Raw genomic sequence first — 24,228 nt, 5'->3', positions numbered from 1 at the left:
ACGGTACGAATACTTGAGACCGCGCCTCCCCGTCGGGGTCTGCCGCGCACCTCGGACCGACCCCGACCAGGGAGTGCCACCGTGACCAGCCATGCCCACAGCCATGCCCACAGCCATGCCCGCATCGCCGTGCTCGACCTCGACGGCACCCTGGTGGAGGGCTCGGTGGCCGCCCCCTTCGTCGAGTCCCTCATCGCCGGCGGCGTCTGCGACCCGGCGGCCGGGCGAGCAGCGCTCGACATGATGGCCGGCTACCAGCGGGGCACGGCGGCCCACGCCCCTTCCGTGGCCGCCGCCTATGGCCACCTCGCACGCGCCCTCGAAGGCGCGGACCGGACCGACGTGGAGCGGGCCGCCGACGCCGCCTGGCCGGAGGCCCGGAAGAAGATCCTCCCCTTCGCCGACGAGCTCGTACGGCTCCTGCACGCGGCCGGGCTTCGGACGGTACTGATATCCGGGAGCCCGTACGAGATCGTCCGGCGTGCGGCGGCCGAGCTGGGCATCGGCGAGGCGCACGGCATGCGGGCCGAGTTCCGGCGCGGCCGCTGCACCGGAGCCCTCACCGCCACGCCGGCCCTGCCGGGCGGCAAGCGCGCGGCGCTGCGTACCGCGACCAAGGGCAGCCCGGTGGACCGCCGGAGCTCCTTCGCCATCGGGAACTCCCCCTCCGACGCCGAGGTGTTCGAGCAGGTCGGCCTCGCCATCGCCTTCGAACCGGACCCGATCCTGCGGGGCTGGGCGATGGACCGGGACTGGATCACGGCCGACCGGCGCAACGTACTGGCCGTCTGCCAGGACCTGATCGCGACGCACCCGGTGCTGGGCGCGACCCCGGAGACGACCCGCGGGACGACCCGCGGCGCAGACCTGGAGGCCACCGGCCCGCGCTGACCGCGCACGGGCCCCGCCCCGCCCAGCCCCCACCCACCCCGGTCGGGCACCGTCAGGCGTGGGCGGTCACCGGCGGGATGGAGACCGCCATCGTCATCTCCATCGGACCGGGCCCCTCGTTGCGGTAGGCGTGCGGGGCGTCCGCCTCGAAAGAGACGGCCCCGCCGGCCGGTACGGCGTACGACTGGTCCCCGACCACCAGCGTCAGCTCCCCCACCGTGACGTGCAGCATCTCGAAGGTGCCCGGCGGATGCGGGTCCGAGGCGGTCCCCTCGCCGGGCTCCAGCCGGTAGGTCCACATCTCCACCGGCCCGCGCCGGTCGTCGCCGAGCAGCATGCTCGCGCCGCTGCCGCCCTCGGTGGACCACATCCGCACCCCCTGCCCCGGCAGTACCACCTGCACCCGCGGACCGCGGTCGTGGTCGAGCAGGGTGGTGATGCTGACGCCGAGGGCGTCGGCCAGTTTGACCGTCGTGCCGACGCTCGGGTTCGTACGGGCCTGCTCGATCTGGATGATCATGCCGCGGCTCACCCCCGCCCGGGCGGCGAGGGCCTCCAGGGTGAACCCGCGCTCCCGGCGCCAGCGCTTGAGGTTGCGGCCGAGCGCCTGGGTGAGCTGTTCGAGATCAGACACCGTTCCGTCCACTCCGTACAATATTTTGAATGACAGGGTTCACTATGCTGAACTATCGTGCGCTGTACTCCACCATGTACTCCACCGTTCAACACACTGTACTGCGAGGCCTGCCATGACCGCCCTGTTCGCCCTGGCCACCGCCGTCCTCTGGGGCCTCGCCGACTTCGGCGGCGGGCTGCTGACCCGCCGGATACCGGCCCTCACCGTGGTCGTGGCCTCCCAGATCCTCGCCGTCCTCGTACTGGGCGCGGTGGTCCTGGGCACCGGAGCCTGGCGGGAGGCCGGACCGCAGCTCTGGTTCGCGGTGGGAGCGGGGCTGGTGGGGCCGGTCGCGATGCTCAGCTTCTACAAGGCGCTCGCCCTCGGTCCGATGGGCGTGGTCTCCCCGCTCGGCTCCCTCGGCGTGGTGGTGCCGATGGCCGCGGGGCTGCTCCTGGGCGAGCGGCCCGGCGCCGCCCAGCTCGCGGGGATCGCGGTGGCCGTCGTGGGCATCGTCCTCGCCGGCGGCCCCGAGCTGCGCGGCGCTCCGGTGCAGCGGCAGGCCGTCGTCCTCACCCTCGTCGCGGCCTTCGGCTTCGGCGCGGTGATGGCTCTGATCGCCCACGCCTCCTCCACCGTGCCCGGCCTGTTCCTCGCGCTGTTCGTGCAGCGCGTCACCAACATCGCCGTCGGCGGCACGGCCCTGTGGGTGCGGACCGGGCGCGGCGCCCCGGCCCTCCCCGCGGGTACGGGCGGCCTGCGGATCCTGTGGGGGCTGCTGCCGGCGCTCGCCTTCGTCGGGCTCGCGGACGTCGCGGCGAACGGCACCTACTCCATCGCCGCCCAGCACGGCCCGGTCACCACCGCCGCCGTGCTCTCCTCCCTCTACCCGGTGATCACCGCCCTGGCCGCCTTCGCCGTCCTCAAGGAACGCCTGCGCACCGTCCAGGCGGCGGGCGCGGGCCTGGCCCTGGCGGGCACGGTCCTCCTCGCGGCGGGCTAGACCGTGGGCGCCGCGTTCACTCCGGCTCCGACACGTCCGCCAGTGCGCCCAGTGCGCGCAGCTGCTCCGGGGTGACCCCGTCGGGGATCGGGACCGGCGCCGGGGTGCGCAGCGGCGGCTGCCAGCCCGTCTCGGGGTCCCAGCGGCGGACGATCCGCGCCGGTGCCCCGGCCACCACGGCGTGGTCCGGCACGTCGCCCCGTACGACGGCTCCCGCCGCCACCACGACGTTGCGGCCCAGCCGCGCCCCGGGCAGGATCACCGCGCCGGTCCCCAGCCAGCAGCCCGGTCCGATCTCCACGGGGGCGCTGCGCGGCCACTGCTTGCCGATGGGCTCGTGCGGGTCGTCGTAGCTGTGGTTGGTGGAGGTGATGTACACCCCGGGACCGCAGAAGGTGTCGTTGCCGATGGTGATGCGGGTGTCGGCTATGACGTGGCTGTCCCGGCCGATGACCACGCCGTTGCCGAGGACCAGGACCGGTTCGGCGCCGAGGTCGAGGTCCGGCATCATCCCTGCGGTGAGCGTGACCTGTTCGCCGATGATGCAGTGGTCGCCGAGGCGGATCCAGGGCGCGCCGAAGACCGTCCCCTGCGGGAAGGCGAGCCGGGTGCCGTGCCCGATCGCGCCGAAGCGCAGCCCTCCGGGAGCCTGCGCGGTGACCGCGCCGGCCCGCTGCATCCAGCGCCAGCCCGCGTGGACAGCGCGCCCCGCGAGCCGGCGGCGCAGCGCCGTCAGGGAAGAAAGCACCGCCTGAGAAGAGAACGTGTTCTGGTTCTTCGCCACCGGGTCACCGTAGCGCGCCCCGGGCCCGGGCCGCGCCGTGATCTTCACCCCATCCCCGGTGGCTCGGACGGCGTGGCCTACGGTGCCGGTAGCGCGACACGACGTACCGGAAGAGGAAGAGAACACATGACGCAGCAGGCGGCCCAGGCACTCGTGATGGGTGTCGGCGGGAAGAACCCCGTGATCGACCCGACGGCGTTCACCGCTCCCACCTCGGTCGTGGTCGGGGACGTGACCCTCGGCGCGGGGTCGAGCATCTGGTACTCGGCGGTGCTCCGCGCGGACTGCGGTCCGATCACGCTCGGCGCCGACAGCAACGTGCAGGACAACTGCACCGTGCACGTGGACCCCGGGTTCCCGGTCTCCATCGGCGAGCGCGTGTCCATCGGGCACAACGCCGTCGTGCACGGCTGCACGATCGAGGACGACTGCCTGATCGGGATGGGCGCGACGGTCCTCAACGGCGCGGTGATCGGCGCCGGCTCGCTGGTGGCCGCTCAGGCACTGGTCCCGCAGGGCATGGTCGTCCCGCCCGGTTCGCTGGTCGCGGGCGTCCCGGCGAAGGTGCGGCGCGAGCTGACCGCGGAGGAGCGCGAGGGCCTCAAGGTCAACGCCCTCATGTACAACGAGCTGGCCGAGCAGCACCGCGCCTCGGCGACCCCGGGCGCCTGACGGGCCCGGCGCCGAAGCCCCCCGCCCGCCCTCGGGCCGGGCGGGGTCAGGGGGCCGGGCTCCTCAGTCGGTGAGTACGGTCGGAGCGCCAGAAGCCTGCGCCGGGACCGCGTCGGACGCCTCCGCAGCCGCGCCGGTACCGGCCTCGGCCTCGGCCCGCGCCGCCGCGGCGGCCTTCTTCATCCGTCCGCGCACCACCACGGTCATGGCGATCCCGCAGACGAGGGCCAGGGCGAGGGCCACCCACGAGAACCCCTTCAGCCACGGCTCCGCGACGATCCCGATCGAGTAGATGACGGCCGTCGTGCCGCCCGCCCACAGGATCCCCCCGAGGACGTTCGCGACGAGGAACCGCCAGTAGGGCATGTGCAGGACGCCCGCCAGGGGCCCCGCGAAGATCCGCAGCAGGGCCACGAACCGCCCGAAGAAGACGGCCCACATGCCCCACTTGTCGAAGGAGCGCTCCGCCATGGCCACCTGGTCCGGCCCGAAGTGCTTGGGGAAGCGCCGTCCCAGCCGCTCCAGCATCGGCTTCCCGCCCCTGCGCCCGATCGCGTAACCGATCGAGTCGCCCACGATCGCCCCGGTGGTCGCGCAGATGCCCAGCACCACGGGGTCGATGTGCCCCTGCTGTGAGGCCAGCAGCGCCGAGCTGACCAGGACGATCTCCCCCGGCAGCGGGATGCCGAGGCTTTCCAGTCCGATGACGAGCCCCACCAGGAGGTAGATGCTGACCGCCGGAATCGTCTCCAGCCATTCCTGGATGTGCACCGGTACGTCCTCCCGTGTCGTTCCGCCCGGCCCGCCCCCTGTGGCGGACCGAACGGGCAGCCTATCCGGTCGCCACCACAGCCTTTGCCCGCAGCGGCAGTTCGCGCGAGGAACGCCCCGCGAACACTTCGCGGCGCCCCGTCCCCACCACCCACGCGTCCCGCTCCGGGTCCCAGGAGGACAGGGTGCGCGCGTCGACGTCCAGGACGATCCGCCGGGCCTCGCCCGGTTCGAGGGTCAGGCGCCGGTACCCGGCCAGCGCCCGGACCGGCTGGTCCAGTTTCAGGTCCGGGGACGGCCCCACGTAGACCTGCGCCACCTCGGTGCCCGTGCGGCGTCCGGTGTTGCGGACGGTGAACTCCACGCGCAGCCCGCCCTGCTTGCCGTGCGCGCCGCCGCGCCGGACCGCCAGCTTCTCGTACGCCCACGTCGTGTACGAGAGCCCGTGCCCGAAGGGGAACAGCGGAGCCACCCGCTGCCGGTCGTACCAGCGGTGGCCCACGTGCACCCCCTCGGTGTACTCCTGCCGCCCGCCCACCCCCGGGTAGCGCATCAGGTCCCCGCCGACCGGGGTCGCCCGCTCGTCGGCCGGGAAGGTCTGGGTGAGGCGGCCGCCCGGGTCCGCGTCGCCGAAGAGCACGTCGGCGGTGGCGGCCGCGCCCTCCTGGCCCGGGTAGTACATCTGGAGGACCGCTCCGGTACGCGGGAGCCACGGCATGGTCGTACCGGAGGAGGTGTTGAGCACCACCGTGGTGCGCGGGTTGACGGCGGCGACGGCCTCGATCAGCGCCGCCTGGGCGCCGGGGAGGCCCAGGGAGGTGCGGTCGCTGCCCTCGGTGGCGTCCTCGTAGGCGAACAGCACCACGCTGCGGGCCGCCTTGGCCGCCTTGACGGCCTCGGCGAGGTCGGCGGCCCGGGTCGCCGTCGTGGTGTGCCGCAGCCGCAGCCGCTGCCCCTTGGGCCCGCCCTCGGCGAAGACGGCGAGGCGGTGTTCGCCCGCCTTGAGCGCGAGGGTGCGGCGGCGCACGGTGCGGCCGTCGGGGGCGGCGCCGAGCAGTCCGCCGGCGAACTGCTCGGCCACGCCCTGCCGTACGGGGAAGAGTTCCTCCCCGTCGAGCCGGACGGAGGGCCGTTTCCCGGTGTAGTGGACGAGCAGGGTCCACTCGTCGTCGGCGGCCAGCCGGAAGGTCCCCTCGAAGCCCCAGGTGCGCCCGGGAGCCACCGCCCGGTCGTCGAGGCCCGCCTCGGGCGTCAGGAGCTTCGGCGGCAGCGGGCGCCCGTAGAGGTCCTCGCCGAGGGCGTAGCCCACCGTGGAGCCGCTGCCGGCCCGCCTCCGGATCTCGTCGAGGGGGGCGGCGGCCGCGTCCGGCACCACGTGGGCGCTGCCTCCGCCGCCGACGAAGGGGGTCCGCCCGGTGGGGCCGATCACGGCGATGGAGCGGGCGGCGGGGCCCGTCAGCGGCAGGGTGGACCGCTCGTTGCGCAGCAGGACCGCTCCGGCGGTGGCGATCCGCCGTGCGGTCGCGGCCCCGGCGGCGGCGTCCCGGGCGGGCCGGGCGGCGGGGTGCGCGGCGAGCAGTCCGAAGCGGTCCAGGGTGGTCAGGATCCGGCGGACGGCGAGGTCCACGGCACCCTCGTGGACGGAGCCGCCGCGCACCGCCTCCCGTAGCGGGGCGCCGTAATGGGTGCCCGCGGGCATCTCCATGTCGAGGCCGGCGCCGATCGAGGCGACGGTGCTGTGGGTGGCGTTCCAGTCCGACATCACCCAGCCGTCGAACCCCCAGCGGCCGCGGAGCAGTTCGTCGAGGAGGGGCTTGCTCTCGCAGGCGTAGACCCCGTTGACCTTGTTGTAGGCGCCCATCACGGCGCCGGCCCCGGCGGCCACGGCGGCTTCGAAGCCCCGTAGCTCCGTCTCGTGGAGGGTCTGTTCGGCGGCGATCACGTCGACGGTGTCGCGGCCCTTCTCCTGGTTGTTGAGCGCGAAGTGCTTGACGGTGGCGATGAGGCCCTCGTCCTGGATGCCCCGGACGACCTCGGCGACCAGGTCGGCCGTCAGCTTCGGATCCTCCGAGAACGTCTCGAAGTTCCGCCCGGCGTACGGGGTGCGGATCAGGTTGGCCATCGGCGAGAGGAGCACGTCGATGCCGAGCGCGCGGCCCTCGCGGCCGATGACCCGGCCGTACGCGCGGGCGAGCGCCGGGTCGAAGGCGGAGGCGAGCAGGACCGGGGCGGGCAGCGCGGTGGCGGGCTTCGCGACGCGGACCCCCGCCGGACCGTCGGCGAGGCGGAGCGCCGGGATGCCCAGGCGCGGGATGCCCGGCACGTAGCCGGCCTGGCCGAGCGGGGCCGGGTCCGGGCCGCCGTGCAGCAGGACGGTCTTCTCCTCCAGGGTGAGCCGCTCCAGCAGGGCGTCGATCCGGGCGGTGCGGCCGGCCGCCGGCGCGGCGGCCGGGGCAGCCCCGGAGGCGGAGGCCTTACGGGGCTGCGCGCCGGGCGGCGGCGCCGGCACGCAGCCGGCCGCGCCGAGGGCGGCACCGAGGGCGCCCATCGCCCCGAGGAAGCGCATCGCACGGCGTCTGGACACGGCCTCGCTCATGGGCGCTCCCTGCGGCGTGGGCATCGGCGTCAGGTGGCGGGAGCGGCCCGCGCCGGACCGCTCCCGCCGCCCACTGTGCGCCGACGGCCGCACGGGCCCGCATCAGGCGCGCCACCGCGGCGCCGATGTTCAGCCCTGCGGCGGCGGCTGCCCGAGGTCGGCCCCGCGGCGGCTCCCCGAGCTCGGCCCCGCGGCGGCTCCCCGAGCTCGGCCCCGCGGCGGCTGCCCGCCGTCGGCCTCGCGCCGGGGCTCGCCCTGGAGCCCGACCCGCACCTCGGTGCGGTGGCCGCGCTCGGCGCAGTCCCGTACGACGGCTGACAGGCCCCGGCGGGGTCAGGCGTTGGGGCGCAGCGTCCACACGACGGTCATCTCGCCGGTCACGGCCTCGTCCTCGCGCTGGATGGCGATGGTGACGGGGAACTCGGGGCGGCCGCCCGCGTCGAGTTCGGCGACGACCTCGGCGGCCGGGCGGCCGAGGGTGGCGGTGGCCGTCACGACGCCCTTGGCGAGCTTCTTGTAGCCGATCTCCGCGCTCACCGCGAGGGGTACGGCGCACGAGAGCTGGTCGCCGAAGGCGGCCAGGACGATCGCACCGCTCGCGGACTCGGCGAGGGTGAACATCGCGCCGGCGTGCGGGCCGCCCAGGTGGTTGTGGAACTCGGCCTGGTCCGGGAGCCGGACGACGGCGCGCTCGGGGGTGGTCTCCAGGAACTGGAGCTTCAGGGTCTTGGCCATCGGCACGGTCGCGGCGAGCAGTTCGCCCACGTTCATCTGTTCAGCGCTCATGGAACGCGATGTTACCCGCGAGTAGTAGGCGTTGGCCATACCCGCACGGGGGCGGCCGTGGCTCCCCGCCCCCACTCCCACTATCGTTACCGGCCATGTGGCCAGGACAGCAGCAGCCGCCCGGGGGAGAACCCAACCCCCAGGACGCGCATCAGAACCCGTACCAGCAGCAGCCGGGAACGCCGAACCCGTACCAGCAGCAACCGCCGACGGTGGCGTACGGGGAGCAGCAGCCCGGCTACGGGTACCCGCAGCAGCCCCCCGCTCCCCAGGCCTGGGGCCAGCAGCCCCCGACCGTTCCCGTACCCCAGTGGGGCGGCACCCCGCCGCCCCCGCCGCCGCGCGGAGGCAGCCCCTTCGCGACCAGGACCGTGGCCATCGTCGCGGCCTCGGCCGTCATCGTGGCGGCCGCCGCCACCGGGGCGTTCGTCCTGACGCGGGACGACAAGGGCTCCAACCAGGCGGACGACAAGCCGAGCGCCTCCCCGTCCGCCCCTGCCTCCTCCGCCCCGGCCGCCCCGGCGAGCCCGAGCGCGAACCCGCGCGGCGGCGCCGAGGCCAAGCCGGTGATCCCCGGCTGGAAGGTCGTCCTCAACCCGAAGTACGGCACCGCCTTCGACGTCCCGCCGGACTGGGACGTCCAGTCCTCGGGTCTTTCCATCGGCTTCGGCGACGAGTCCAAGGACGACGGCTCGGCCCTCGTCATGATGGGGGCGCCCGCCATCCTCAAGGAGGAATGGTGCCTGGTCGACGCCGACAAGGACGGCAAGGAGGACTCGACCTCACTGGCGGCCACCGGCACCAAGGGCGGCATGGGCGCGAAGAGCACCGCCGAGGCCGCGTACAACGAGGCCGGCAACTGGGCCTTCTCCGCGTACGCGCAGAAGGCGCCGAAGGGCACCACCAAGGTCACCCAGGCGAAGGAGTACACGACCTCCTCCGGGCTCAAGGGACACATGGCGACCGCGACCGTCAGCGGCCTGCCCAAGGAGAACAAGTGCTCCTCGGACGGCAAGTCCGTCGCCTTCAGCTTCACGACCGCCAACGGTGACCTCTCCACCTGGATCCTCTACGGCGCCGCGGGCGTCCCGGGCGAAGTGAGCAAGGAGACCTACGAGAAGATCCTGAGCAGCCTCCGCCTCAACGCGGTCTGATCTCCTCCGCTCTCCCCACCGGGCCGGAAATCCGTTTGGATTCCCGGCCCGGTACGGGGATAGTCCGGAGGTGAGCTCTCCTACCTCCCCCTCCCCCGGTCCCGCCCGCCCCGCGTCCTCCCGCCGCACGCCGGAGTGGGCCGGCCGCAACTACACCCTCCTGACGGGTGCCGCGGTCATCACGAACCTCGGGAGCCACGGAGCGCTCATCGCGACCACCTGGGCGGTCCTGCAGTCGGGCGGCTCCCCCGGTGACGTCGGCCTCGTGGCCGCCGCCCGTACGCTGCCGCTCGTCCTCTTCCTCCTCATCGGCGGAGCCGTCGCCGACCGGATCCCCCGCCACCACGTCATGGTCGCGGCGAACGCCCTCAACTGCCTCTCGCAGGCCGTCTTCGCCCTCCTCGTCCTGACCGGCGATCCCGAGCTGTGGCAGATGATGCTGCTCACGGCGCTGTGCGGCGCCGGTACGGCCTTCTTCAACCCGGCCGCCGAGGGCATGCTCATGGCCACCGTCTCCGGTCCGCAGGCCAACCGCGCCTTCGCCTTCTTCCGGATGGCGATGAACGGCGCCAGTGTCGGCGGAGCGGCCCTCGGCGGAGCCATGGTCGCCCTGCTGGGCCCCGGCTGGGTGCTCGCCGTGGACGCCGCCGCCTTCGCCGTCGCCGGAGCCCTACGGGCCTTCCTCAACGTCGGCGACGTCCCCGAACGCGCTCCCGGCGGCGGCCTGCTGACCGATCTGCGCGAGGGCTGGGGGGAGTTCCGGAGCCGCCCCTGGCTGTGGAGCATCGTGCTCCAGTTCTCCGTCGTCGTGGCCGTCGTCGGCGCCGCCGAAGCGGTCTACGGGCCCCTGGTCGCGCTGGAGCAACTGGGCGGGGCGGCTCCGTGGGGCGTGGCCCTGGCCTTCTTCGGCCTCGGCACCATCGGCGGAGCCGTCCTGATGATGACCTGGAAGCCGCGCCGCCTGCTGCTGGTCGGGACCCTCTGCGTGTTCCCGCTGGCGCTCCCCGCGGCGGGGCTGGCGGTGCCGCTTCCCGTGTGGGGGCTGTGCGCGGTGATGTTCGTGAGCGGCGCGGCCATCGAGGTGTTCGGCGTGAGCTGGATGACGACGATGCACCAGGAGATCCCGGAGGAGATGTTCTCCCGGGTCTCCTCCTACGACTGGTTCGGCTCGCTCTCGATGCTCCCGCTGGCCATGGCGCTGGCCGGCCCGGTCGAATCCGCGATCGGCCGCACCTCGGCCCTCTGGGGCTGCGCGGGCCTGGTGATCGTGGTGACGGCAGCCGTCCTCCTGGTCCCGGACGTCCGCCACATGACCCGCAAACCGCCCGCCCCGACCGGCCCCGGCGCCGCCGCCCCCGACCTGGCCAAGCCGAGTCCGGCCGCCTCCACCTCAGCCGAATCCAGCCCCGCCGGCGTGTGAGTCGCGGGGTCCGGGGCGGAGCCCCGGGGAACGGGCGAGGGCGGGTAGGGGGACATGAGCCCCGCGCGACGACCGCCGGCGAGCCCCTCAGCCGAGGCTGAACGCCCCCTCCGGCGGCTCGGGCGAAGCCACCGCATCGGCGTCGGCCACCGGCAGAGCCCCCCGCATCAGCCGCGCCAGGGCCGCCCCCACCTCGACCCGCGCCGGAAACGCGTCACCCGCGCACACCCGCGAAAGCTCCGCCACCTGCAGCTCCCGCTCCGAAGCCAGCAGCACCGCGTTCCCGAACCGCCGCCCGCGCAGCACCCCCGGCTCCGCGATGAGCGCCAACTCCCCGAAGACCGCACCGAAGTTCGCGAGCTGCCCCCGCAGGAACGCGAACGGCGCCCCGTCGGCGAGGTTCGCCACGTACACCCCGCCCGGCTTCAGCACCCGCGCCACCTCGCGCGCGTACTCCACCGAGGCCAGCGAAGCGGGCACCCGGGATCCCCCGAAGACGTCCCCCACCACCACGTCCGCGCTCGCGTCCGGCGCCCCGGCCAGCCAGGCCCGCGCGTCGGCGACGTGCACCGTGATCCCGCTCCCGGCCGCCACCGGCAGGAACTCCCCGACCAGCGCGACGAGCCCGGCGTCGAACTCGACCACGTCCTGCCGCGACCCCGGCCGGCCAGCCGCCGCGTACCGGGGCAGGGTCAGCGCGCCGCCGCCCAGGTGCAGCAGGTCCAGCGCGGCCCCCGGCTCGCCCACGCAGTCCAGGACGTGCGCGAGGCGGCGTACGTACTCGAACTCCAGGTGCTCCGGGTCGTCGAGGTCCACGTACGACTGCGGCGCCCCGTCCACGGTGAGCAGCCAGGCCCGCTCCCGGTCGATGTCCGGCATCAGTTTGGCGGTGCCCTGGGCCACGTCCCGGATCACCGGGATCTGTTCGTCACTCACCGGACCATTGTCAGGCTCCCGGAGCCGCCCACACCTCGCGTGCCTGCTCCACGTGGGCCGCGGCCTGCTCCAGCCCCGCCCGCGCGGCGGGATCGCGGCGCGCGGGGTCCAGTACGTTGCGTCCGAAGACCTTACGGGCCTGCGAGGACGGGGTGATCAGCAGCACCTTCGCCCCGGACTCCCGCAGCCGTGCGGCCTGCGCCGCGGGCGAGGGGATCATTCCGGCGCCGGTGGTCATCGGCGCGAGGATCACCACGCGCGCATAACCGGCGGCCAGGTCGGCGTTGGTCGCGGAGCGGACCCCGCCGTCGATGAACGGCCGCCCCCCGACCGTCACGGGCGGCCACACCCCCGGTACGGCGCAGCTCGCCGAGACGGCGTCGACGAGCCCGGCCGCGCTCCCCCGCTCGAAGGCGGCGAGTTCGCCGGTCAGCGCGTCCACGGCCGTGATGACGAAGCGCCGCTCGGGCCATGCGTGCGACACCAGGCGGCCTTCCAGCACCTTGCGGCGAACCGGCTCCGGCTCGGTATCGGCGGCGAGCGCGAAGGCCCCGATCCGGCGCCGGTAGGACTTCGCGTCGCGGGACCGCACCATCGCGACGGCGTACCGCCCGATCAGGGAGGCTCCCAGCTTCGCGGGGAGCTCCCCTCCGGGGTCGCCGAGCTGGCGCTCGTACAGGTCCTGCGGGGTGAGCAGTCCGGAGGTGAGCTGCGCGCCGACGACCGAGCCGGCCGAGGTCCCGACGACGAGGTCGGCTCCGGTCAGGTCGACGCCCGCGCGGGCGAGCCCGTACAGCATCCCGGCCTCCCAGCCGACGCCGGTCAGCCCGCCACCGCCGAGCACCAGAGCCGTGCCCTTGCCTTCGCCGCCGCCGCCCATGCTGCTGCCTTCCACGAACTGCTCCCTCCCCGCATGCCAGTGGTGACGGCAGTCTGGCGCAAGCCGACCACCGCCACCACAGCGGGTACCGCCCCGCGGCTACCCGGCCGCTACCCGACCTCGGTGACCGTCCCGGCCCCGACGGTGCGCCCGCCCTCGCGGATCGCGAAGCCGAGCCCGCTCTCCAGCGGGACGTCCCGCCCGAGCTCCACGGTCATGGTGACCGTGTCCCCCGGCCGGGCATGGCCCGCCTCGCCCAGGTCCACGTTCCCCACCACGTCGGCGGTGCGGATGTAGAACTGGGGCCGGTAGCCGGTCGCCACCGGGGTGGTGCGGCCGCCCTCGCGGGCGGACAGCACGTACACCCGCGCCGTGAAGCGGCGCCTCGGTACGACGCTGCCGGGCGCGGCCACCACGTCGCCGCGGCGCACCGCGTCGCGTGGCACCCCGCGCAGCAGCAGCGCGACGTTGTCCCCGGCCTCGGCGGAGTCCATCGGCTTCCCGAAGGTCTCCAGCCCGGTGACGACGGACTCCACGGCCGCGCCGTCGCCGCCGAGCAGCGCGACGCGGTCGCCCATGGCCACGGTGCCCCGCTCGACGGCGCCGGTGACGACGGTGCCGCGCCCGGTGATGGTCAGGACGTTCTCGACCGGCATCAGGAACGGCGCGTCGGTGTACCGCACGGGCATGGGCACGTACGTGTCCACGGCGTCGAGCAGGGCCTCGATCGACGCGGTCCAGCGCGGGTCGCCGTCCAGCGCCCCGAGCCCGGAGACCCGTACGACCGGGGCGCCGTCCCCGCCGTAGCCGTTCGCGGTGAGCAGCTCGCGGACCTCCAGCTCGACCAGGTCGGTGAGCTCGGGGTCCCCGGCGTCGGCCTTGTTCAGCGCGACGACGATGTGGTCGACGCCGACCTGCCGGGCGAGGAGCACGTGCTCGGCGGTTTGCGGCATGACCCCGTCGAGGGCGGAGACGACGAGGATCGCCCCGTCGAGCTGGGCCGCGCCCGTAACCATGTTCTTGACGTAGTCGGCGTGGCCGGGCATGTCCACGTGGGCGTAGTGGCGGGTGTCGGTCTCGTACTCGACGTGCGTGAGGTTGATGGTGATGCCGCGCCGGGCCTCCTCGGGGGCCCGGTCGATCCGGTCGAACGGCACGAAGGAGGCGCCGCCGCGCTCGGCGAGGACCTTGGTGATGGCGGCGGTCAGCGTCGTCTTGCCGTGGTCGACGTGCCCCATGGTGCCGATGTTGAGGTGCGGCTTGGTGCGCACGAAGGCCGTCTTGGCCATGATGTCTTCCCGTGTGATTCCGAAGCTGAAAACTCGAATCGCGGGACCCCTGAGCGAAACCGACCCTCCCCCTGTGGGGTCCGCCGGACGATCCGGGAAGGGTCAGCTTCGTGCGCCGCCGAACGCGGTTGCGCCTGCGGCGAGCTGTACGGGGACGGCAGCCTTCGGCGCGTCCGCGACTGCGGACGGCTCTGTGGGGAAGGCGTGCCTGGACATGTGCTCGATCCTGCCGGAGCGGGCTCGGCGGGGCCAATGAATTACGCGGCGGCGGGCCGGACTTCGCCGATGTTCTTCAGCGCCTCGCGCACGGACAGCGGGGACAGCGACTCCCGCTCGGCGGTGACGAAGGCGCGTACGGCGCCGGGGTCCGTCTTGGCGTACTCGCGCAGGCACCAGCCGATGGCCTTGCGGATGAAGAAGTCGGGGTGGCCGCTCTGGCGGCGGCAGTACGCGAAGAGCCGCTCGGTGTCGGTCGCGGACTTGTACCGGAGCTGGTGGAGCAGGGCGGTGCGGGCCGGCCAGAGGTCCTCGTCCCCGGCCCACTCGTCCATGACGGCGGCGAGCGCCGGATCCGCCGCCACGAGCGGCCCGACCGTGTGCGCGGCGAGCAGGTCGACGGTGTCCCACCAGGGGTCCGTCACGATCAGGTGCCGGACCACGGGCAGGAAGCCGGAGGAGCAGCGGGAGACGTGCCGGCGCAGGTAGTCGACGGCGAAGTACCGGTACTCACGCTCCGGAAGCTCCCAGCAGCGCAGCGCGAGGGCCGCGCAGTCCGCTTCGGACGGTTTCGGGGTGTCCTTGGTCACCGCCCTCGACAGCTCGCGGCGCAGCGGGGTGGGGATCCCGAGGAAGGGCGCGACGTCCTTCATGTACGCGGCCATGGGCCCGGCCCGCTCCGCGTCGGCCGCGGCGCCGTAGGTCTGCGTGAGCCGCGCCACCAACAGCTCGGCGAGGCCGCTGTGGGGAACCAGCGGGGGCCGCCTGTCGTTCGACTGCATGAGGCCCAGATTACGGCGCTCGGACAGGGGGGTCGGTTAGTCTCCCGGAATGTCCCTCCTCCTCGCGCCGTGGACGCGGCTCTCGCTGCTCGTCGTGCTGCTCCTCGCGGCCGGCGTCTGCGTCGTGCTGTACGAGCCCCAGCGCCTGCTCTCGGAGGGGTGGCCCCCGGGGCTCCCGGTGGGCACCGCGGTCCTGCTCTTCGCCGCGGCGTACGGGGCGTGCACGGCCGCCCTGGTGCCGCGCCCCCTGCTGAACCTGGCCTCCGGTGCCCTCTTCGGCTCCCAGTTCGGCCTGGTCGCGGCGGTCGGCGGTTCGGTGATCGGCGCCGGGATCGCCTTCGGCCTCGGCAGGATGATGGGCCGTGACGCCCTGCGTCCGCTGATCCGCGGCCGGTGGCTGCAGGCGGCCGACGATCAGCTGGCCCGGCACGGCTTCCGCTCGATGCTGGCGGTCCGGATCTTCCCCGGTCTGCCCTTCGCGATGGCCAACTACGCCGCCGCGCTGTCCCGCTGCGGCTGGCTCCCCTTCCTCCTCGCCACCGCGATCGGCGTGGTCCCGAACACCGCCGCGTACGTGATCGCGGGGGCCAGCGCCTCCTCCCCGACCTCCCCCGCGTTCCTCGCCTCGTTCGGTTTCATCGCCGTCTCCGCCGTGGGTGCGGCGGTCGTCGCCTGGCGCAAGCGGCACCGGCTGGCGCCCGTGGACAAGCCCGACCGTCCGGCGCCGGTGCGGGAACTGACGGCAGTACACCCCCCTGTGGTCACGGCGGCACCCCACGGGCCCTAGCATCGGACCCGAACTGCCCGACGATCACAAGGACGAGCGCACCCCGACATGAACTGGATCGAATCCCTCATCCTCGGTCTCGTCCAAGGACTTACGGAATTCCTCCCGATCTCCTCCAGCGCCCACCTGCGGCTGACCGCGGCGTTCGCCGGCTGGCACGATCCGGGAGCGGCCTTCACCGCCATCACGCAGATCGGCACCGAAGCCGCCGTACTGATCTACTTCCGCAAGGACATCGCGAAGATCATCTCCACCTGGTTCCGCTCGCTGTACACGAAGGCGCTGCGGTCCGAGCAGGAAGCCAAGATGGGCTGGCTGGTGATCGTCGGCTCGATTCCGATCGGTGTCCTCGGCCTCGCCTTCAAGGACCAGATCGAGGGCCCGTTCCGCGATCTGCGGCTGATCGCCACCACCCTCATCGTGATGGGCCTCGTGCTCGGCTTCGCCGACCGGCTGGCGGCGCGCGACGAAGAGGGCGGTCGGCACCGAGTCGTCCGCGAGCGCAAGACCTTGAAGGAACTGGGCGTCAAGGACGGCCTCATCTTCGGTCTCTGCCAGGCGATGGCCCTGATCCCGGGTGTGTCCCGGTCGGGCGCGACGCTCTCCGGCGGTCTGCTGCTGGGCTTCACCCGCGAGGCGGCGGCCCGTTACTCCTTCCTCCTCGCCATCCCGGCCGTGCTGGCCTCGGGCCTGTTCGAGATCAAGGACGTGATGGAGAACCCGGGCCACATCGCCTGGCCCCAGACGATCTTCGCCACGGTCGTCGCCTTCCTCGTCGGTTACGCGGTCATCGCGTGGTTCATGAAGTTCATCTCCAGCAAGAGCTTCATGCCGTTCGTGATCTACCGGGTCCTGCTCGGAATCCTGCTGTTCGTGCTGGTGGGAGCAGGGGTCCTGAGCCCGCACGCGGGCGAATCCGGCGGCTGAACCAGGGCCGTACAGGTAGCTCTATCGAGCATTTCCTAGCGCCTGATTGCAGCACCTCGCCATGATCATCTCCCACTTATCTCCCACCAGAGAGCCGGGATACGCACCACTAGGACGCGTGCGTCCGCAAAGTAGGGGGATGACGCGGAAGGGCCCGCACGGCAGTGCGGGCCCTTCCGCGTGGCGGCCGGCACCGCCTCGAAGCGGCCGTCGGCAAGCCGATCGTGCGTCTCAACGCGACCCGCGACTTCGACCACTGGCTTGAGGTCTACCAAGGCACGCTTCCCAGCCCCCAGATGCGCTGGTGCACAGTTATCTGCACCAAGTCCCCTCGTTGATCAGCGTGATGGTCAGTGCGATCAACGAGGAGGAACACCGTGGAACTGCGACATGAACTGATCGAGGGGCGGGCCGAGCTGCCCCGGGTAGGGGCCGTTGTCCCCGCTCGGGGCGTCCACCCTCCGTACGTCGTCGTGAACGCGTACGACGACGAGATCGAGGCGGCCACCGCCTACCTGCGGGACCTGGCGCTAAACGACTGCAGCCCGTTGACGGTACGCAGCTACGGGTACGGCCTGTTGCGGTGGTTCCGGCTGCTGTGGCTGTTGGGAGTGGCGTGGGAGAAGGCGACCGAGTCTGAGGTCGCGGTGCTGGCGGGATGGCTACGGACGGCCTCGAATCCGCAGCGCCAGCGGACACAGGCAGGTGGCGCCGCACCGGGGTCGGTCAATCTGAGGACCGGCAAGCCCGCGCTGCGCGCCGGGTATGCGCCCAGGACGATCAACCACGCGTTGTCGGTGGTCAGCGGCTTCTACGGGTTCCATGCTCATCAGGGCAACGGGCCGGTGGTCAATCCCGTCCCGATCTCTCCGCAGCGTCGACGGGCCCTCGCTCACCGAAGCCCGTTGGAGCCGCGGGCGGTCGTGGGGCGGGCACGGCTACGGCAGAAGGTCTCCGACCGGCCGCCCCGCTCGATTCCCGACCGGCTCTGGGACGAATTGTTCGACCGCATGGGCTGCGAGCGCGACCGCGCCCTGCTGGAGTTTTACGTCTCCAGCGGCGCGCGAGCGGTCGAGCTGCTCGGGGTCGGAGTGGACGACATCGACTGGGCTGGCCAGAGGGTCTACGTGATCTCCAAGGGCACCCGGGAGAGGGAAGCGGTGCCGGCCTCGCCGCAGGCATTCGTCCGGCTGGCCCACTACCTCGACGAGGCGGGCACGCCGCCACGGGGCGAGTCGGTCTGGCGAACTCGTCGCGGGAGCGATCGCCCCCTGTCCTACTGGGCGATGCGTCGGATCATGCAGCGGGCGAACGAGCTGCTGGGCACGAACTGGACCCTGCACGACCTCCGGCACACGGCGGCATCCCGGATGGCCAACGGCGGGAAGCTCACCCCTGTCGAGGTCCAAGCGATCATGCGGCACACCAACATCCAGACCACCAGCCGCTACCTGACCGCGCGGGTTGAGGAGATGTTCGACAAGGTCGCGGAGCACTACAGCACGCCGCGGCCGGCGACGAGCTACCCCACTGGGTACTCCGCGGATGACATCAAGGCGGTGTTCGGTGGCTAGGTCCAGCACAACCACCGGTGTCAGCCGCCGGCACGGGCCCATCGTGGAGGGGCTCACCTTTCCCAGCCGGTTCGTGGGCGGTCCGATGAAGCCCCAGCCTGCGGTCTCGGATCCCCCGCCGCGACCGCACGGAGAACTGTCTGAAGCGTCGATCAACCACATCTCCAAGCTGGCCTTCGACGTCTGGGAGGACGCTTCCACCGTTACCCGGCACCAGCGTGCTCAGGCCACCCGCGACATCCTTCAGTACCTGTCCACCCACCCGGGGCACACCTGGCAGGAGCGGTGGGACGCCAGCCCTCTGGGCAAGGGGCTGATCAAGGCGAACAGTCTTGGTGCCCGCAGGACGACCGGCCTCGCGGTCACCCCGGGGGTCCGCACGCTGTTCTGCCTTCGCGTCGTCCAGCCCACGATGCTCGCCTTCCGGCAAAACCAGCTGAACAACTTCACACCCTTGTTCATCTCCGCGCAGAACGACCCGCTGCTGGTCACCTTCGAGGAGCACATCGCCGCACAGGAGCTGCGGCTCCAGCACCAGCGGGAGGCAGTGCTCGACATGTGCACGCTCTTGACCTATCAGGGCGTCGCGCTGGCTGACATCACGCCGGAGTCGATCCTCCAGTACGCGCACGACAACCGGCTGGCCCGCTGCCGTCTCCAGCCCGGACAACCGGCCTCCAACCGCCTGTTCGGGCACGGGATGTGGACGGCCCTGATCACGATGGGGCGGTTCCCGGTCTCCACGCCGACGACTATGCGGGCGGCGATGATGCGCGGTCAGCGGACCATCGAGGAGCTCGTCGATCAGTACGGGATCCGCGACCAGGCCGTCCGCGGCCTGCTGATCGACTACTTCGGCCGGCGCCGAGCGGATCTCGACTACTCCAGTCTGAAGCAGCTCGCGCTCCTGCTGGTCAAGCACTTCTGGGTGAAGATCGAGCAGCTCAACCCCGGACAGCAGGGACTTCGGATCGCACCGGACCTCTACACGCGCTGGCGCGAGACGATCCGTCTCAAGGACGACGGCACCCACCGGCGGGGCCAGGACGACATCGTCATCTCGGTTCGCAGCTTCTACTACGACCTGCACACCTGGGCTGCTGCTGAACCTGAACGCTGGGCGGCCTGGGTCGCACCGTGTCCCGTCCCGCCTGGTGAATTCCATGGCCTGGGCGTCCGCCGGCGGAAGGGAACCGAACGCTCCGCGGACCGCACCCGACAGCGCCAGCCGCTCCTACCCGTCCTGGTCGACCACGTCGAGTCCCGCTACGACCATGCCCGGCTCCTGCGCGAACGCGCCGACCAGGCCGCCGACGGGGAGGAGTTCACCTTCGCCGGCAACGCCTATCGCCGGGTGATCAGCGAGTCGGACCAGAAGCGGCTCCGGCACGGCGATGCCGTTCCCACCCGCGTGCTGGAGCTTGGCTCCGGTGAACTGAGGCACATCGGCACGGAGGAGGAGGCCGCCTTCTGGGACTGGGCGGCAGTGGAGACCTTGCGGCACTCCGGCGTGCGCATCGAGGAGCTGTGCGAGCTGACCCACCTCAGCATCCGCCAGTATCAGCGCGCGAACGGCGAGGTCATCGCGCTGCTCGTCATCGAACCGTCCAAGACCGACCGCGAGCGCGTCATCCCGATGTCGGCCGAGCTGTTCCACGTCATCGCCTCGATCATCCGGCGCCACGGCCGGCGAGGAAGGCCGATTCCGCTGGTCAGCCGCTACGACCCGCACGACAAGGTCTGGAGTGCGCAGATGCCGTTCCTCTTCCAGCGCCAGAACGGAGCGATCGGGTCGAAGATCTTCAACCCCGGCACCATTCAGCAGATGATCAGCCGACGGTGCGAGGCCCTGGCCGAGACCCACCCCGGGTTCCGCGGGCTGAAATTCACTCCGCACGACTTCCGGAGGATCTTCGCCACCGAGCTGGTCAACAGCGGTCTGCCCATCCACATCGGCGCCTCACTGCTCGGTCACCTCAGCATCCAGACCACCCGCGGCTACGTCGCCGTCTTCGACGAGGACGTGATCCGCCACTACCAGGCCCACCTCCACCAGAGGCGCCAAGTCCGCCCCTCGGAGGAGTACCGGGACGCCACCGAGCAGGAGTGGACCGAGTTCGAGGAGCACTTCGACCGCCGCAAGGTCGAGCTCGGCTCCTGCGGACGCCCCTACGGCACCCCTTGCCAGCACGAACATGCCTGCATCCGCTGCCCGATGCTCCACGTCAATCCCAAGATGCTCGCCCGGCTCTCCGAGCTCGAAGCCGACCTCCTGCAACGCAGGACGCAGGCCGAGGCCGAAGGCTGGATCGGTGAGATCGAGGGCATCGACCTCACCCTCACCTTCCTCCGCGCGAAGCGCGACGAGACCCAACGCCGAGCCCAGCGACCAGCTGTCCACCTCGGCATCCCCGCACACCGCCGTCCACAGGAGTCCGAATGACGTTCCCCAGACCGATGCCTCGAAGCAAAGAGCTGTCACCGAAGGATGACGCTTACACCCCGTTCCTCGAAGATCTCCAGGAGGAGGTCGAACAGCACAACCTCGCGATCACCGGCGGGCACGCGCTCCGCCAACCGCGTCCGAGCCTCGGCAGAGAAGTCCCAGTGCAAAGTGAACGGAGTGGTCGCGCCCCAGCCGCCGACAAGGCAGTCGTCCAGAGCGTCCAGGTTCCAGCCGAAGTACCCGCCGGGCCCGTTGACGGCCTCACCGATCGCGCAGTAGAAGCTGTCTTGGTCGACGATGTGTCGGCCATCCAAGGTGAACACCTGGCCCGCAGGCGCATCGGGCTTCCCCTGGCGTTGGTACTCCCGGGACCACAGGGCCACCGACAGCCACGCGTGTCGGTCCCCGGGTGCGAGTTCGTGCCACATTCCGGTGTGGTTCAGGTGACCGGTGCGGACCAGCTCCCACGGTCGTTCCGCTCCGGGCAGTGCGTTCTCGCACCAGAGCGTCACCGTGAGGTCGACGAGGTCGGCACCACTGGCGGAGGGCTTGACGTCGATGACGGTGACCTCGTTGACGAAGTAGGACCCCATGGTGGCACCGTCACCGTCGAGGAGCTCGAACCAGGCGTTCCCCGCCACGGCACGACGACTGCCGACGTGGTCAACGCACCTAAGTAGGCCACCCTGCGGGAGGCAACCCGCGAGGTGCACTCGGCGCGCTCCTTCTTCATCTGGCAGGGGCGTGAACAACCCCTCGGCTTCGTGGGCGAAGCCCCAGAAGTCACTGTCGTCCTCGTCCGAGGTCAGCGCGTACTTCTGCCCCTCGCCGCCCCGCCCTGATGTTCGCATCGCACCCCCATTGAGAGCGCTGATCTTACCGACGCGTGGGGATCTGCCCTGCCGTCGCCGGCGCCGCCCCCTGACCCCATCCCATTCATCTCGGAGGCCCTTTGACGAGTCACATACCCGCCTTCACCCATGAGAGTGAAGTGCAGAGAAGCACCAAGAACCTAAAGCTCAAGCCCTTGGAGGAGTGGGTCGGCGACGATGAGGTGATCTCGTACGTGGCGATCCGCGCAGACGAGAACCGTCTTGGCTACGTAAGCACCAAGCCGAACATCAGCGCCGTCTTTCCGTTCCGCGAGGACGGTATCGACCGCGCCGGCGTAGATCGCATTCTCGACGAAGCTGGTACCGGTCTGCCGGCCTACTACGAGTGGCGCACGTGGTCGGGCTGTTACTTCTGCTTCTTCCAGCGCAAGCACGAGTGGGTCGGTCTCACCGCCACCCTGAGCTGTTCGAGAAGGCCATAGCGTACGAGGAAAAGGTCAACTACCGGCGTAACGCGATGCAGGGGCGGGAGTACACCTGGTCTCAGGGCGAGTCCCTGCACGAGCTGATCGAGCGCCGCGATGAGAGCGAGGCCAAGCACCAGGCGGCACTCGACCGCGCGGCCAAGCCTGTGAAGCCGAACCGTCCGCTACTCGAGATTCTCGCGGACGCCCACGACGAGGACGATGACGAGGCCGGCTGCGCCGTGTGGTGGTTCGAGCAGTCCACCGCCGCCGAGCTGACCGGTCTGCTCCTCACCAGTTCCAAGAAGCAGGCCGCTGCGCTCGAGCCCGGCCGCGTCGGTCTCCTCGACCGAGGGATGCCGATGCTAATCGCCGTGAGCGCGGCCACTGCCTCGGTCAAGGAAGACTCGTCCACCGCGGACGGCGTGGGCGAGGCGGGCACCATTCTTGCAACGGCCGACGACAGGGGAAGTTGCGGTGCTCCGTGTTGACGGACGGATCGTGTCGGCGGGGCTCCTCCTGATACGGTCATCTGTTCGCCGAGGAGGTCGTGATGACTGGATCCCTGCCCGTTGCTGCCCAGGTGGACCTGCGCCGTCAGCCTGTGGAAGACGTGCTGGAGCGCGTGGAGGAGGCCCTACAGGTGCGACTGGTTCGGGAGGCCCTGGTGCGCAAGCGCCGTTCCTTGGGGGGCCGTACGGAGCGGGGGACGTGGGTGCGTATCGAGCGGCGGGGATTCGAGCGGATCGGCCCGCAGGGCTGGAACGGGACCGAGGCCGCCGCCATGCTGCAAGGGGTCGCGATGCCCGAGTGGTACCAGGGCGTGGCATGGCGCGAGCCGGGTGAGCCGGTCATGTGGCGCGCGGAGGGTGTGGCCATCGGCAGTGGACAGGCCAGCGAGGGTCCGTTCGGGGTTGTGGAGGAGCACGGTGTCAGGTTCCCTGCCGAGCTCCCGGGCCGCACGCTCGACGGCCAGCCGTAGCCGGACCGGATCAAGGGAGTGCTCCGGTGCTTCTTGAACTCCTTCGGGGTCTCCTTGCTGTCGGCGACGTGCATCACCACGCCGACCTCGCGCATCCGCCCTCCGGCATGACGGCCTCGCGGCGCTCCAGCTCGGCCTCGATTGCCTTGGTGTAGGCGATCACCAGGCGCTGGTTGTAGGCCGCGACTTGAGCCTTCTGCCCCAGGGGCGCGACGTATGTGAGGAAGTGGTCGACGATGTCTCTGCACACGGCAGCCACGCGCTCGGGGTTGGAGAGGATCGTCTCGATGTGAGAAGCCTTCCCCGACAGGAAGACCTTCTCCTCCTCGTCCAGGCCCTCCGCTGTGGCCAGCTCGTCGAAGGCCTCGTCCAGGGCCTCCTTGTCGAGGTTGAAACCGACAGCTCGGCCTTCCACGATCACCGGCTTGGTGAACCCATCGGCGATGGACTGCTCCGGCGTGTACCGCGACATCACGAAGTCCGGATCGTCAGGGTCACCGAACAGCTTGAACGTCGAACGGTCCTTGTCCTGGATCGCAGTACCCGTCGCACCGAAGAACTTCCCGTTCGGCACCGCCGCGCGCCACGCGTCGCCGAGGGGGCTTCGTCACTACTACGAGCCGGTCCGCCAGCAGGTCCCGCATCGGTACTCGACCCCTCGCAGTTGCTTCTGCTTGGGGCACTCCCTCTTGCCGTCGCATCGCGGCGGGCGGTATCGGTACCTGCCTTCTCCTGTTCCGTACGGAAGCCGCAGACCGGGATCACGTCGCCTGCATGCCGGACACCGCCTGGCCAATAGACGGGCACCCGCCAGGCTCATCCCGGGATTTCGGGAACACCCCGGTTTGATGTCGTCTGATTTCGTTTCGACACGTCAGCAGCGATTCACTTGCGTTCGTCTTCCCGATCCCCACCTGACGCCTCGCAGGACGCCTTTTCCTCATCGCTCACCACGACGGTCATCAACCAACGCAGCATGAGGCGGTTTGAAGCCTCCCCCCGCAGGGCGACTTCGAAGGGCCACAAAACCTTCATCATCCGCACAGCACCACTCTTGGAAGCTGCCCTACTGTCAACTCCCCTTCGTGTTCAGGACGCAATCCCGGGCGAAATAGGCGGCTGCCCGGCGCGGATCTCGCGCTCCAGGCGCCACTCCTGCTCGGCCTTGAGCAGCCTGGCGTTCTCATCCCGCAACCGGGCCAGTTCCTCCGCCGCGCTGACACTGCCGTCGCGGCCCTCGGGCGTGGCCTGGGCCTCTTCCTTGCGTACCCACGTCCGCAGCGACTCCGCGGTGATACCGAGATCCGCCGCCACCGCCGCGTATGTCCGCTTCCCGGTCGCGGCGCGGTAGAGCGCGACCGCGTCCTTCCTGGACTCCTCCGGATACGGAGACTTACGTCCCACCTGGGCATCCCTTCC

The 24,228-nt window shown here is 71.5% G+C and carries 22 protein-coding genes and 2 pseudogenes; 12 read left to right on the top strand and 12 right to left on the bottom strand.

Translation table 11 applies throughout. The annotated features are described in order from the left end of the window. Positions 1-81: 81 nt before the first annotated feature. Positions 82-891 (top strand): HAD family hydrolase, encoded by an 810-nt coding sequence (locus OHA37_RS33205; RefSeq protein ID WP_266910767.1) that lies wholly within the window; start codon positions 82-84, stop codon positions 889-891. Positions 892-943: 52 nt separating this feature from the next. Here OHA37_RS33205 and OHA37_RS33200 read toward each other — a convergent pair whose 3' ends face one another. Then, a complete protein-coding gene (locus OHA37_RS33200) occupies positions 944-1,525 on the bottom strand; it encodes a helix-turn-helix domain-containing protein (protein WP_266910765.1) in 582 nt (193 codons plus the stop codon). Positions 1,526-1,640: 115 nt separating this feature from the next. Here OHA37_RS33200 and OHA37_RS33195 point away from each other — a divergent pair, with 115 nt between their 5' ends. Next, entirely contained in the window at positions 1,641-2,510 is an 870-nt protein-coding gene (locus OHA37_RS33195) for a DMT family transporter (protein ID WP_266910763.1), read from the top strand. Between the two features lie 16 nt (positions 2,511-2,526). Here the strand turns inward: OHA37_RS33195 and OHA37_RS33190 are convergent, their stop codons facing one another. Continuing rightward, positions 2,527-3,294: an acyltransferase gene (locus tag OHA37_RS33190; protein WP_443046247.1), complete on the bottom strand. Its 768-nt coding sequence runs from the start codon at positions 3,292-3,294 to the stop codon at positions 2,527-2,529. A 126-nt stretch (positions 3,295-3,420) separates the two neighbouring features. On the opposite strand from OHA37_RS33190, the gene OHA37_RS33185 reads away from it, so the two are divergent. Then, positions 3,421-3,966 carry a gamma carbonic anhydrase family protein gene (locus OHA37_RS33185; protein WP_266910761.1) on the top strand — a complete coding sequence of 182 codons (546 nt, stop codon included), beginning with the start codon at positions 3,421-3,423 and terminating at the stop codon, positions 3,964-3,966. Between the two features lie 63 nt (positions 3,967-4,029). On the opposite strand, the gene OHA37_RS33180 is transcribed toward OHA37_RS33185, so the two are convergent. The 3 genes from OHA37_RS33180 to OHA37_RS33170 form a co-directional block, all read right to left on the bottom strand. Next, a complete protein-coding gene (locus OHA37_RS33180; protein WP_266910759.1) occupies positions 4,030-4,737 on the bottom strand; it encodes a DedA family protein in 708 nt (235 codons plus the stop codon). A gap of 61 nt (positions 4,738-4,798) precedes the next feature. After that, entirely contained in the window at positions 4,799-7,333 is a 2,535-nt protein-coding gene (locus tag OHA37_RS33175) for a beta-glucosidase family protein (RefSeq protein ID WP_266910757.1), read from the bottom strand. Between the two features lie 333 nt (positions 7,334-7,666). Further along, positions 7,667-8,119, bottom strand: coding sequence for a DUF4442 domain-containing protein (locus tag OHA37_RS33170; RefSeq protein ID WP_266910754.1), 453 nt, complete (start codon positions 8,117-8,119; stop codon positions 7,667-7,669). 95 nt (positions 8,120-8,214) lie between these two features. Here OHA37_RS33170 and OHA37_RS33165 point away from each other — a divergent pair, with 95 nt between their 5' ends. Beyond that, complete coding sequence (locus OHA37_RS33165; protein WP_266910752.1) at positions 8,215-9,273, top strand: hypothetical protein; 1,059 nt, start codon at positions 8,215-8,217, stop codon at positions 9,271-9,273. Between the two features lie 70 nt (positions 9,274-9,343). Beyond that, positions 9,344-10,693, top strand: coding sequence for an MFS transporter (locus tag OHA37_RS33160; protein ID WP_266910750.1), 1,350 nt, complete (start codon positions 9,344-9,346; stop codon positions 10,691-10,693). An 87-nt stretch (positions 10,694-10,780) separates the two neighbouring features. On the opposite strand, the gene OHA37_RS33155 is transcribed toward OHA37_RS33160, so the two are convergent. The 4 genes from OHA37_RS33155 to OHA37_RS33140 all read right to left on the bottom strand — a co-directional run bounded on the left by OHA37_RS33155 (position 10,781) and on the right by OHA37_RS33140 (position 14,796). After that, the gene (locus OHA37_RS33155; RefSeq protein ID WP_266913300.1) at positions 10,781-11,572 is read right to left on the bottom strand and encodes a spermidine synthase; all 792 of its coding nucleotides are present in this window, start codon (positions 11,570-11,572) and stop codon (positions 10,781-10,783) included. 67 nt (positions 11,573-11,639) lie between these two features. Continuing rightward, entirely contained in the window at positions 11,640-12,509 is an 870-nt protein-coding gene (locus OHA37_RS33150) for a patatin-like phospholipase family protein (RefSeq protein WP_266913298.1), read from the bottom strand. Between the two features lie 110 nt (positions 12,510-12,619). Continuing rightward, positions 12,620-13,798, bottom strand: a complete 1,179-nt coding sequence (tuf, locus tag OHA37_RS33145) for an elongation factor Tu (protein ID WP_266910748.1) — start codon at positions 13,796-13,798, stop codon at positions 12,620-12,622. Between the two features lie 257 nt (positions 13,799-14,055). Continuing rightward, a complete protein-coding gene (locus OHA37_RS33140) occupies positions 14,056-14,796 on the bottom strand; it encodes a DNA alkylation repair protein (RefSeq protein WP_266910746.1) in 741 nt (246 codons plus the stop codon). A 49-nt stretch (positions 14,797-14,845) separates the two neighbouring features. Here OHA37_RS33140 and OHA37_RS33135 point away from each other — a divergent pair, with 49 nt between their 5' ends. The 4 genes from OHA37_RS33135 (at position 14,846) to OHA37_RS33120 (ending at position 20,527) form a co-directional block, all read left to right on the top strand. Further along, complete coding sequence (locus OHA37_RS33135) at positions 14,846-15,583, top strand: TVP38/TMEM64 family protein (RefSeq protein WP_266910744.1); 738 nt, start codon at positions 14,846-14,848, stop codon at positions 15,581-15,583. 48 nt (positions 15,584-15,631) lie between these two features. After that, positions 15,632-16,510 carry an undecaprenyl-diphosphate phosphatase gene (locus OHA37_RS33130; RefSeq protein WP_266910742.1) on the top strand — a complete coding sequence of 293 codons (879 nt, stop codon included), beginning with the start codon at positions 15,632-15,634 and terminating at the stop codon, positions 16,508-16,510. Between the two features lie 377 nt (positions 16,511-16,887). Next, positions 16,888-18,084, top strand: coding sequence for a tyrosine-type recombinase/integrase (locus OHA37_RS33125; RefSeq protein WP_266910740.1), 1,197 nt, complete (start codon positions 16,888-16,890; stop codon positions 18,082-18,084). A gap of 85 nt (positions 18,085-18,169) precedes the next feature. After that, positions 18,170-20,527, top strand: a complete 2,358-nt coding sequence (locus OHA37_RS33120; RefSeq protein WP_266910738.1) for a tyrosine-type recombinase/integrase — start codon at positions 18,170-18,172, stop codon at positions 20,525-20,527. A 35-nt stretch (positions 20,528-20,562) separates the two neighbouring features. On the opposite strand, the gene OHA37_RS33115 is transcribed toward OHA37_RS33120, so the two are convergent. Continuing rightward, positions 20,563-21,171, bottom strand: coding sequence for a barstar family protein (locus OHA37_RS33115; protein ID WP_266910736.1), 609 nt, complete (start codon positions 21,169-21,171; stop codon positions 20,563-20,565). Positions 21,172-21,521: 350 nt separating this feature from the next. Here OHA37_RS33115 and OHA37_RS33110 point away from each other — a divergent pair, with 350 nt between their 5' ends. The 3 genes from OHA37_RS33110 (at position 21,522) to OHA37_RS33100 (ending at position 22,809) form a co-directional block, all read left to right on the top strand. Beyond that, positions 21,522-21,845: a hypothetical protein gene (locus OHA37_RS33110; RefSeq protein ID WP_266910734.1), complete on the top strand. Its 324-nt coding sequence runs from the start codon at positions 21,522-21,524 to the stop codon at positions 21,843-21,845. Beyond that, positions 21,800-22,318: a hypothetical protein gene (locus OHA37_RS33105; RefSeq protein ID WP_266910732.1), complete on the top strand. Its 519-nt coding sequence runs from the start codon at positions 21,800-21,802 to the stop codon at positions 22,316-22,318. The genes OHA37_RS33110 and OHA37_RS33105 overlap by 46 nt, the downstream gene beginning before the upstream one ends. A gap of 62 nt (positions 22,319-22,380) precedes the next feature. Further along, positions 22,381-22,809 carry a hypothetical protein gene (locus OHA37_RS33100; RefSeq protein WP_443046246.1) on the top strand — a complete coding sequence of 143 codons (429 nt, stop codon included), beginning with the start codon at positions 22,381-22,383 and terminating at the stop codon, positions 22,807-22,809. 73 nt (positions 22,810-22,882) lie between these two features. Here the strand turns inward: OHA37_RS33100 and OHA37_RS33090 are convergent. Together OHA37_RS33090 and OHA37_RS33085 are read right to left on the bottom strand one after the other, a co-directional pair. Beyond that, positions 22,883-23,386, bottom strand: a pseudogene (locus OHA37_RS33090) (type I restriction endonuclease subunit R); the annotation flags it as partial. Between the two features lie 523 nt (positions 23,387-23,909). Beyond that, positions 23,910-24,213: pseudogene (locus OHA37_RS33085) on the bottom strand (transposase); the annotation flags it as partial. Positions 24,214-24,228 lie beyond the last annotated feature (15 nt).

The organism is Streptomyces sp. NBC_00335, from assembly GCF_036127095.1.
GTDB lineage: Bacteria > Actinomycetota > Actinomycetes > Streptomycetales > Streptomycetaceae > Streptomyces.
Note: the sequence above shows the minus strand (reverse complement) of the source record. Positions and strands in the feature narration are given on the sequence as shown.

Coding starts and splice junctions, on each gene's coding strand:
- OHA37_RS33150 (WP_266913298.1), bottom strand. CDS start 12,509: ATGGGCGGCGGCGGCGAAGGCAAGGGCACGGCTCTGGTGCTCGGCGGT.
- OHA37_RS33175 (WP_266910757.1), bottom strand. CDS start 7,333: ATGAGCGAGGCCGTGTCCAGACGCCGTGCGATGCGCTTCCTCGGGGCG.
- OHA37_RS33130 (WP_266910742.1), top strand. CDS start 15,632: ATGAACTGGATCGAATCCCTCATCCTCGGTCTCGTCCAAGGACTTACG.
- OHA37_RS33165 (WP_266910752.1), top strand. CDS start 8,215: ATGTGGCCAGGACAGCAGCAGCCGCCCGGGGGAGAACCCAACCCCCAG.
- OHA37_RS33120 (WP_266910738.1), top strand. CDS start 18,170: ATGAAGCCCCAGCCTGCGGTCTCGGATCCCCCGCCGCGACCGCACGGA.
- OHA37_RS33140 (WP_266910746.1), bottom strand. CDS start 14,796: ATGCAGTCGAACGACAGGCGGCCCCCGCTGGTTCCCCACAGCGGCCTC.
- OHA37_RS33170 (WP_266910754.1), bottom strand. CDS start 8,119: ATGAGCGCTGAACAGATGAACGTGGGCGAACTGCTCGCCGCGACCGTG.
- OHA37_RS33195 (WP_266910763.1), top strand. CDS start 1,641: ATGACCGCCCTGTTCGCCCTGGCCACCGCCGTCCTCTGGGGCCTCGCC.
- tuf (WP_266910748.1), bottom strand. CDS start 13,798: ATGGCCAAGACGGCCTTCGTGCGCACCAAGCCGCACCTCAACATCGGC.
- OHA37_RS33100 (WP_443046246.1), top strand. CDS start 22,381: ATGACTGGATCCCTGCCCGTTGCTGCCCAGGTGGACCTGCGCCGTCAG.
- OHA37_RS33155 (WP_266913300.1), bottom strand. CDS start 11,572: ATGCCGGACATCGACCGGGAGCGGGCCTGGCTGCTCACCGTGGACGGG.
- OHA37_RS33185 (WP_266910761.1), top strand. CDS start 3,421: ATGACGCAGCAGGCGGCCCAGGCACTCGTGATGGGTGTCGGCGGGAAG.
- OHA37_RS33135 (WP_266910744.1), top strand. CDS start 14,846: ATGTCCCTCCTCCTCGCGCCGTGGACGCGGCTCTCGCTGCTCGTCGTG.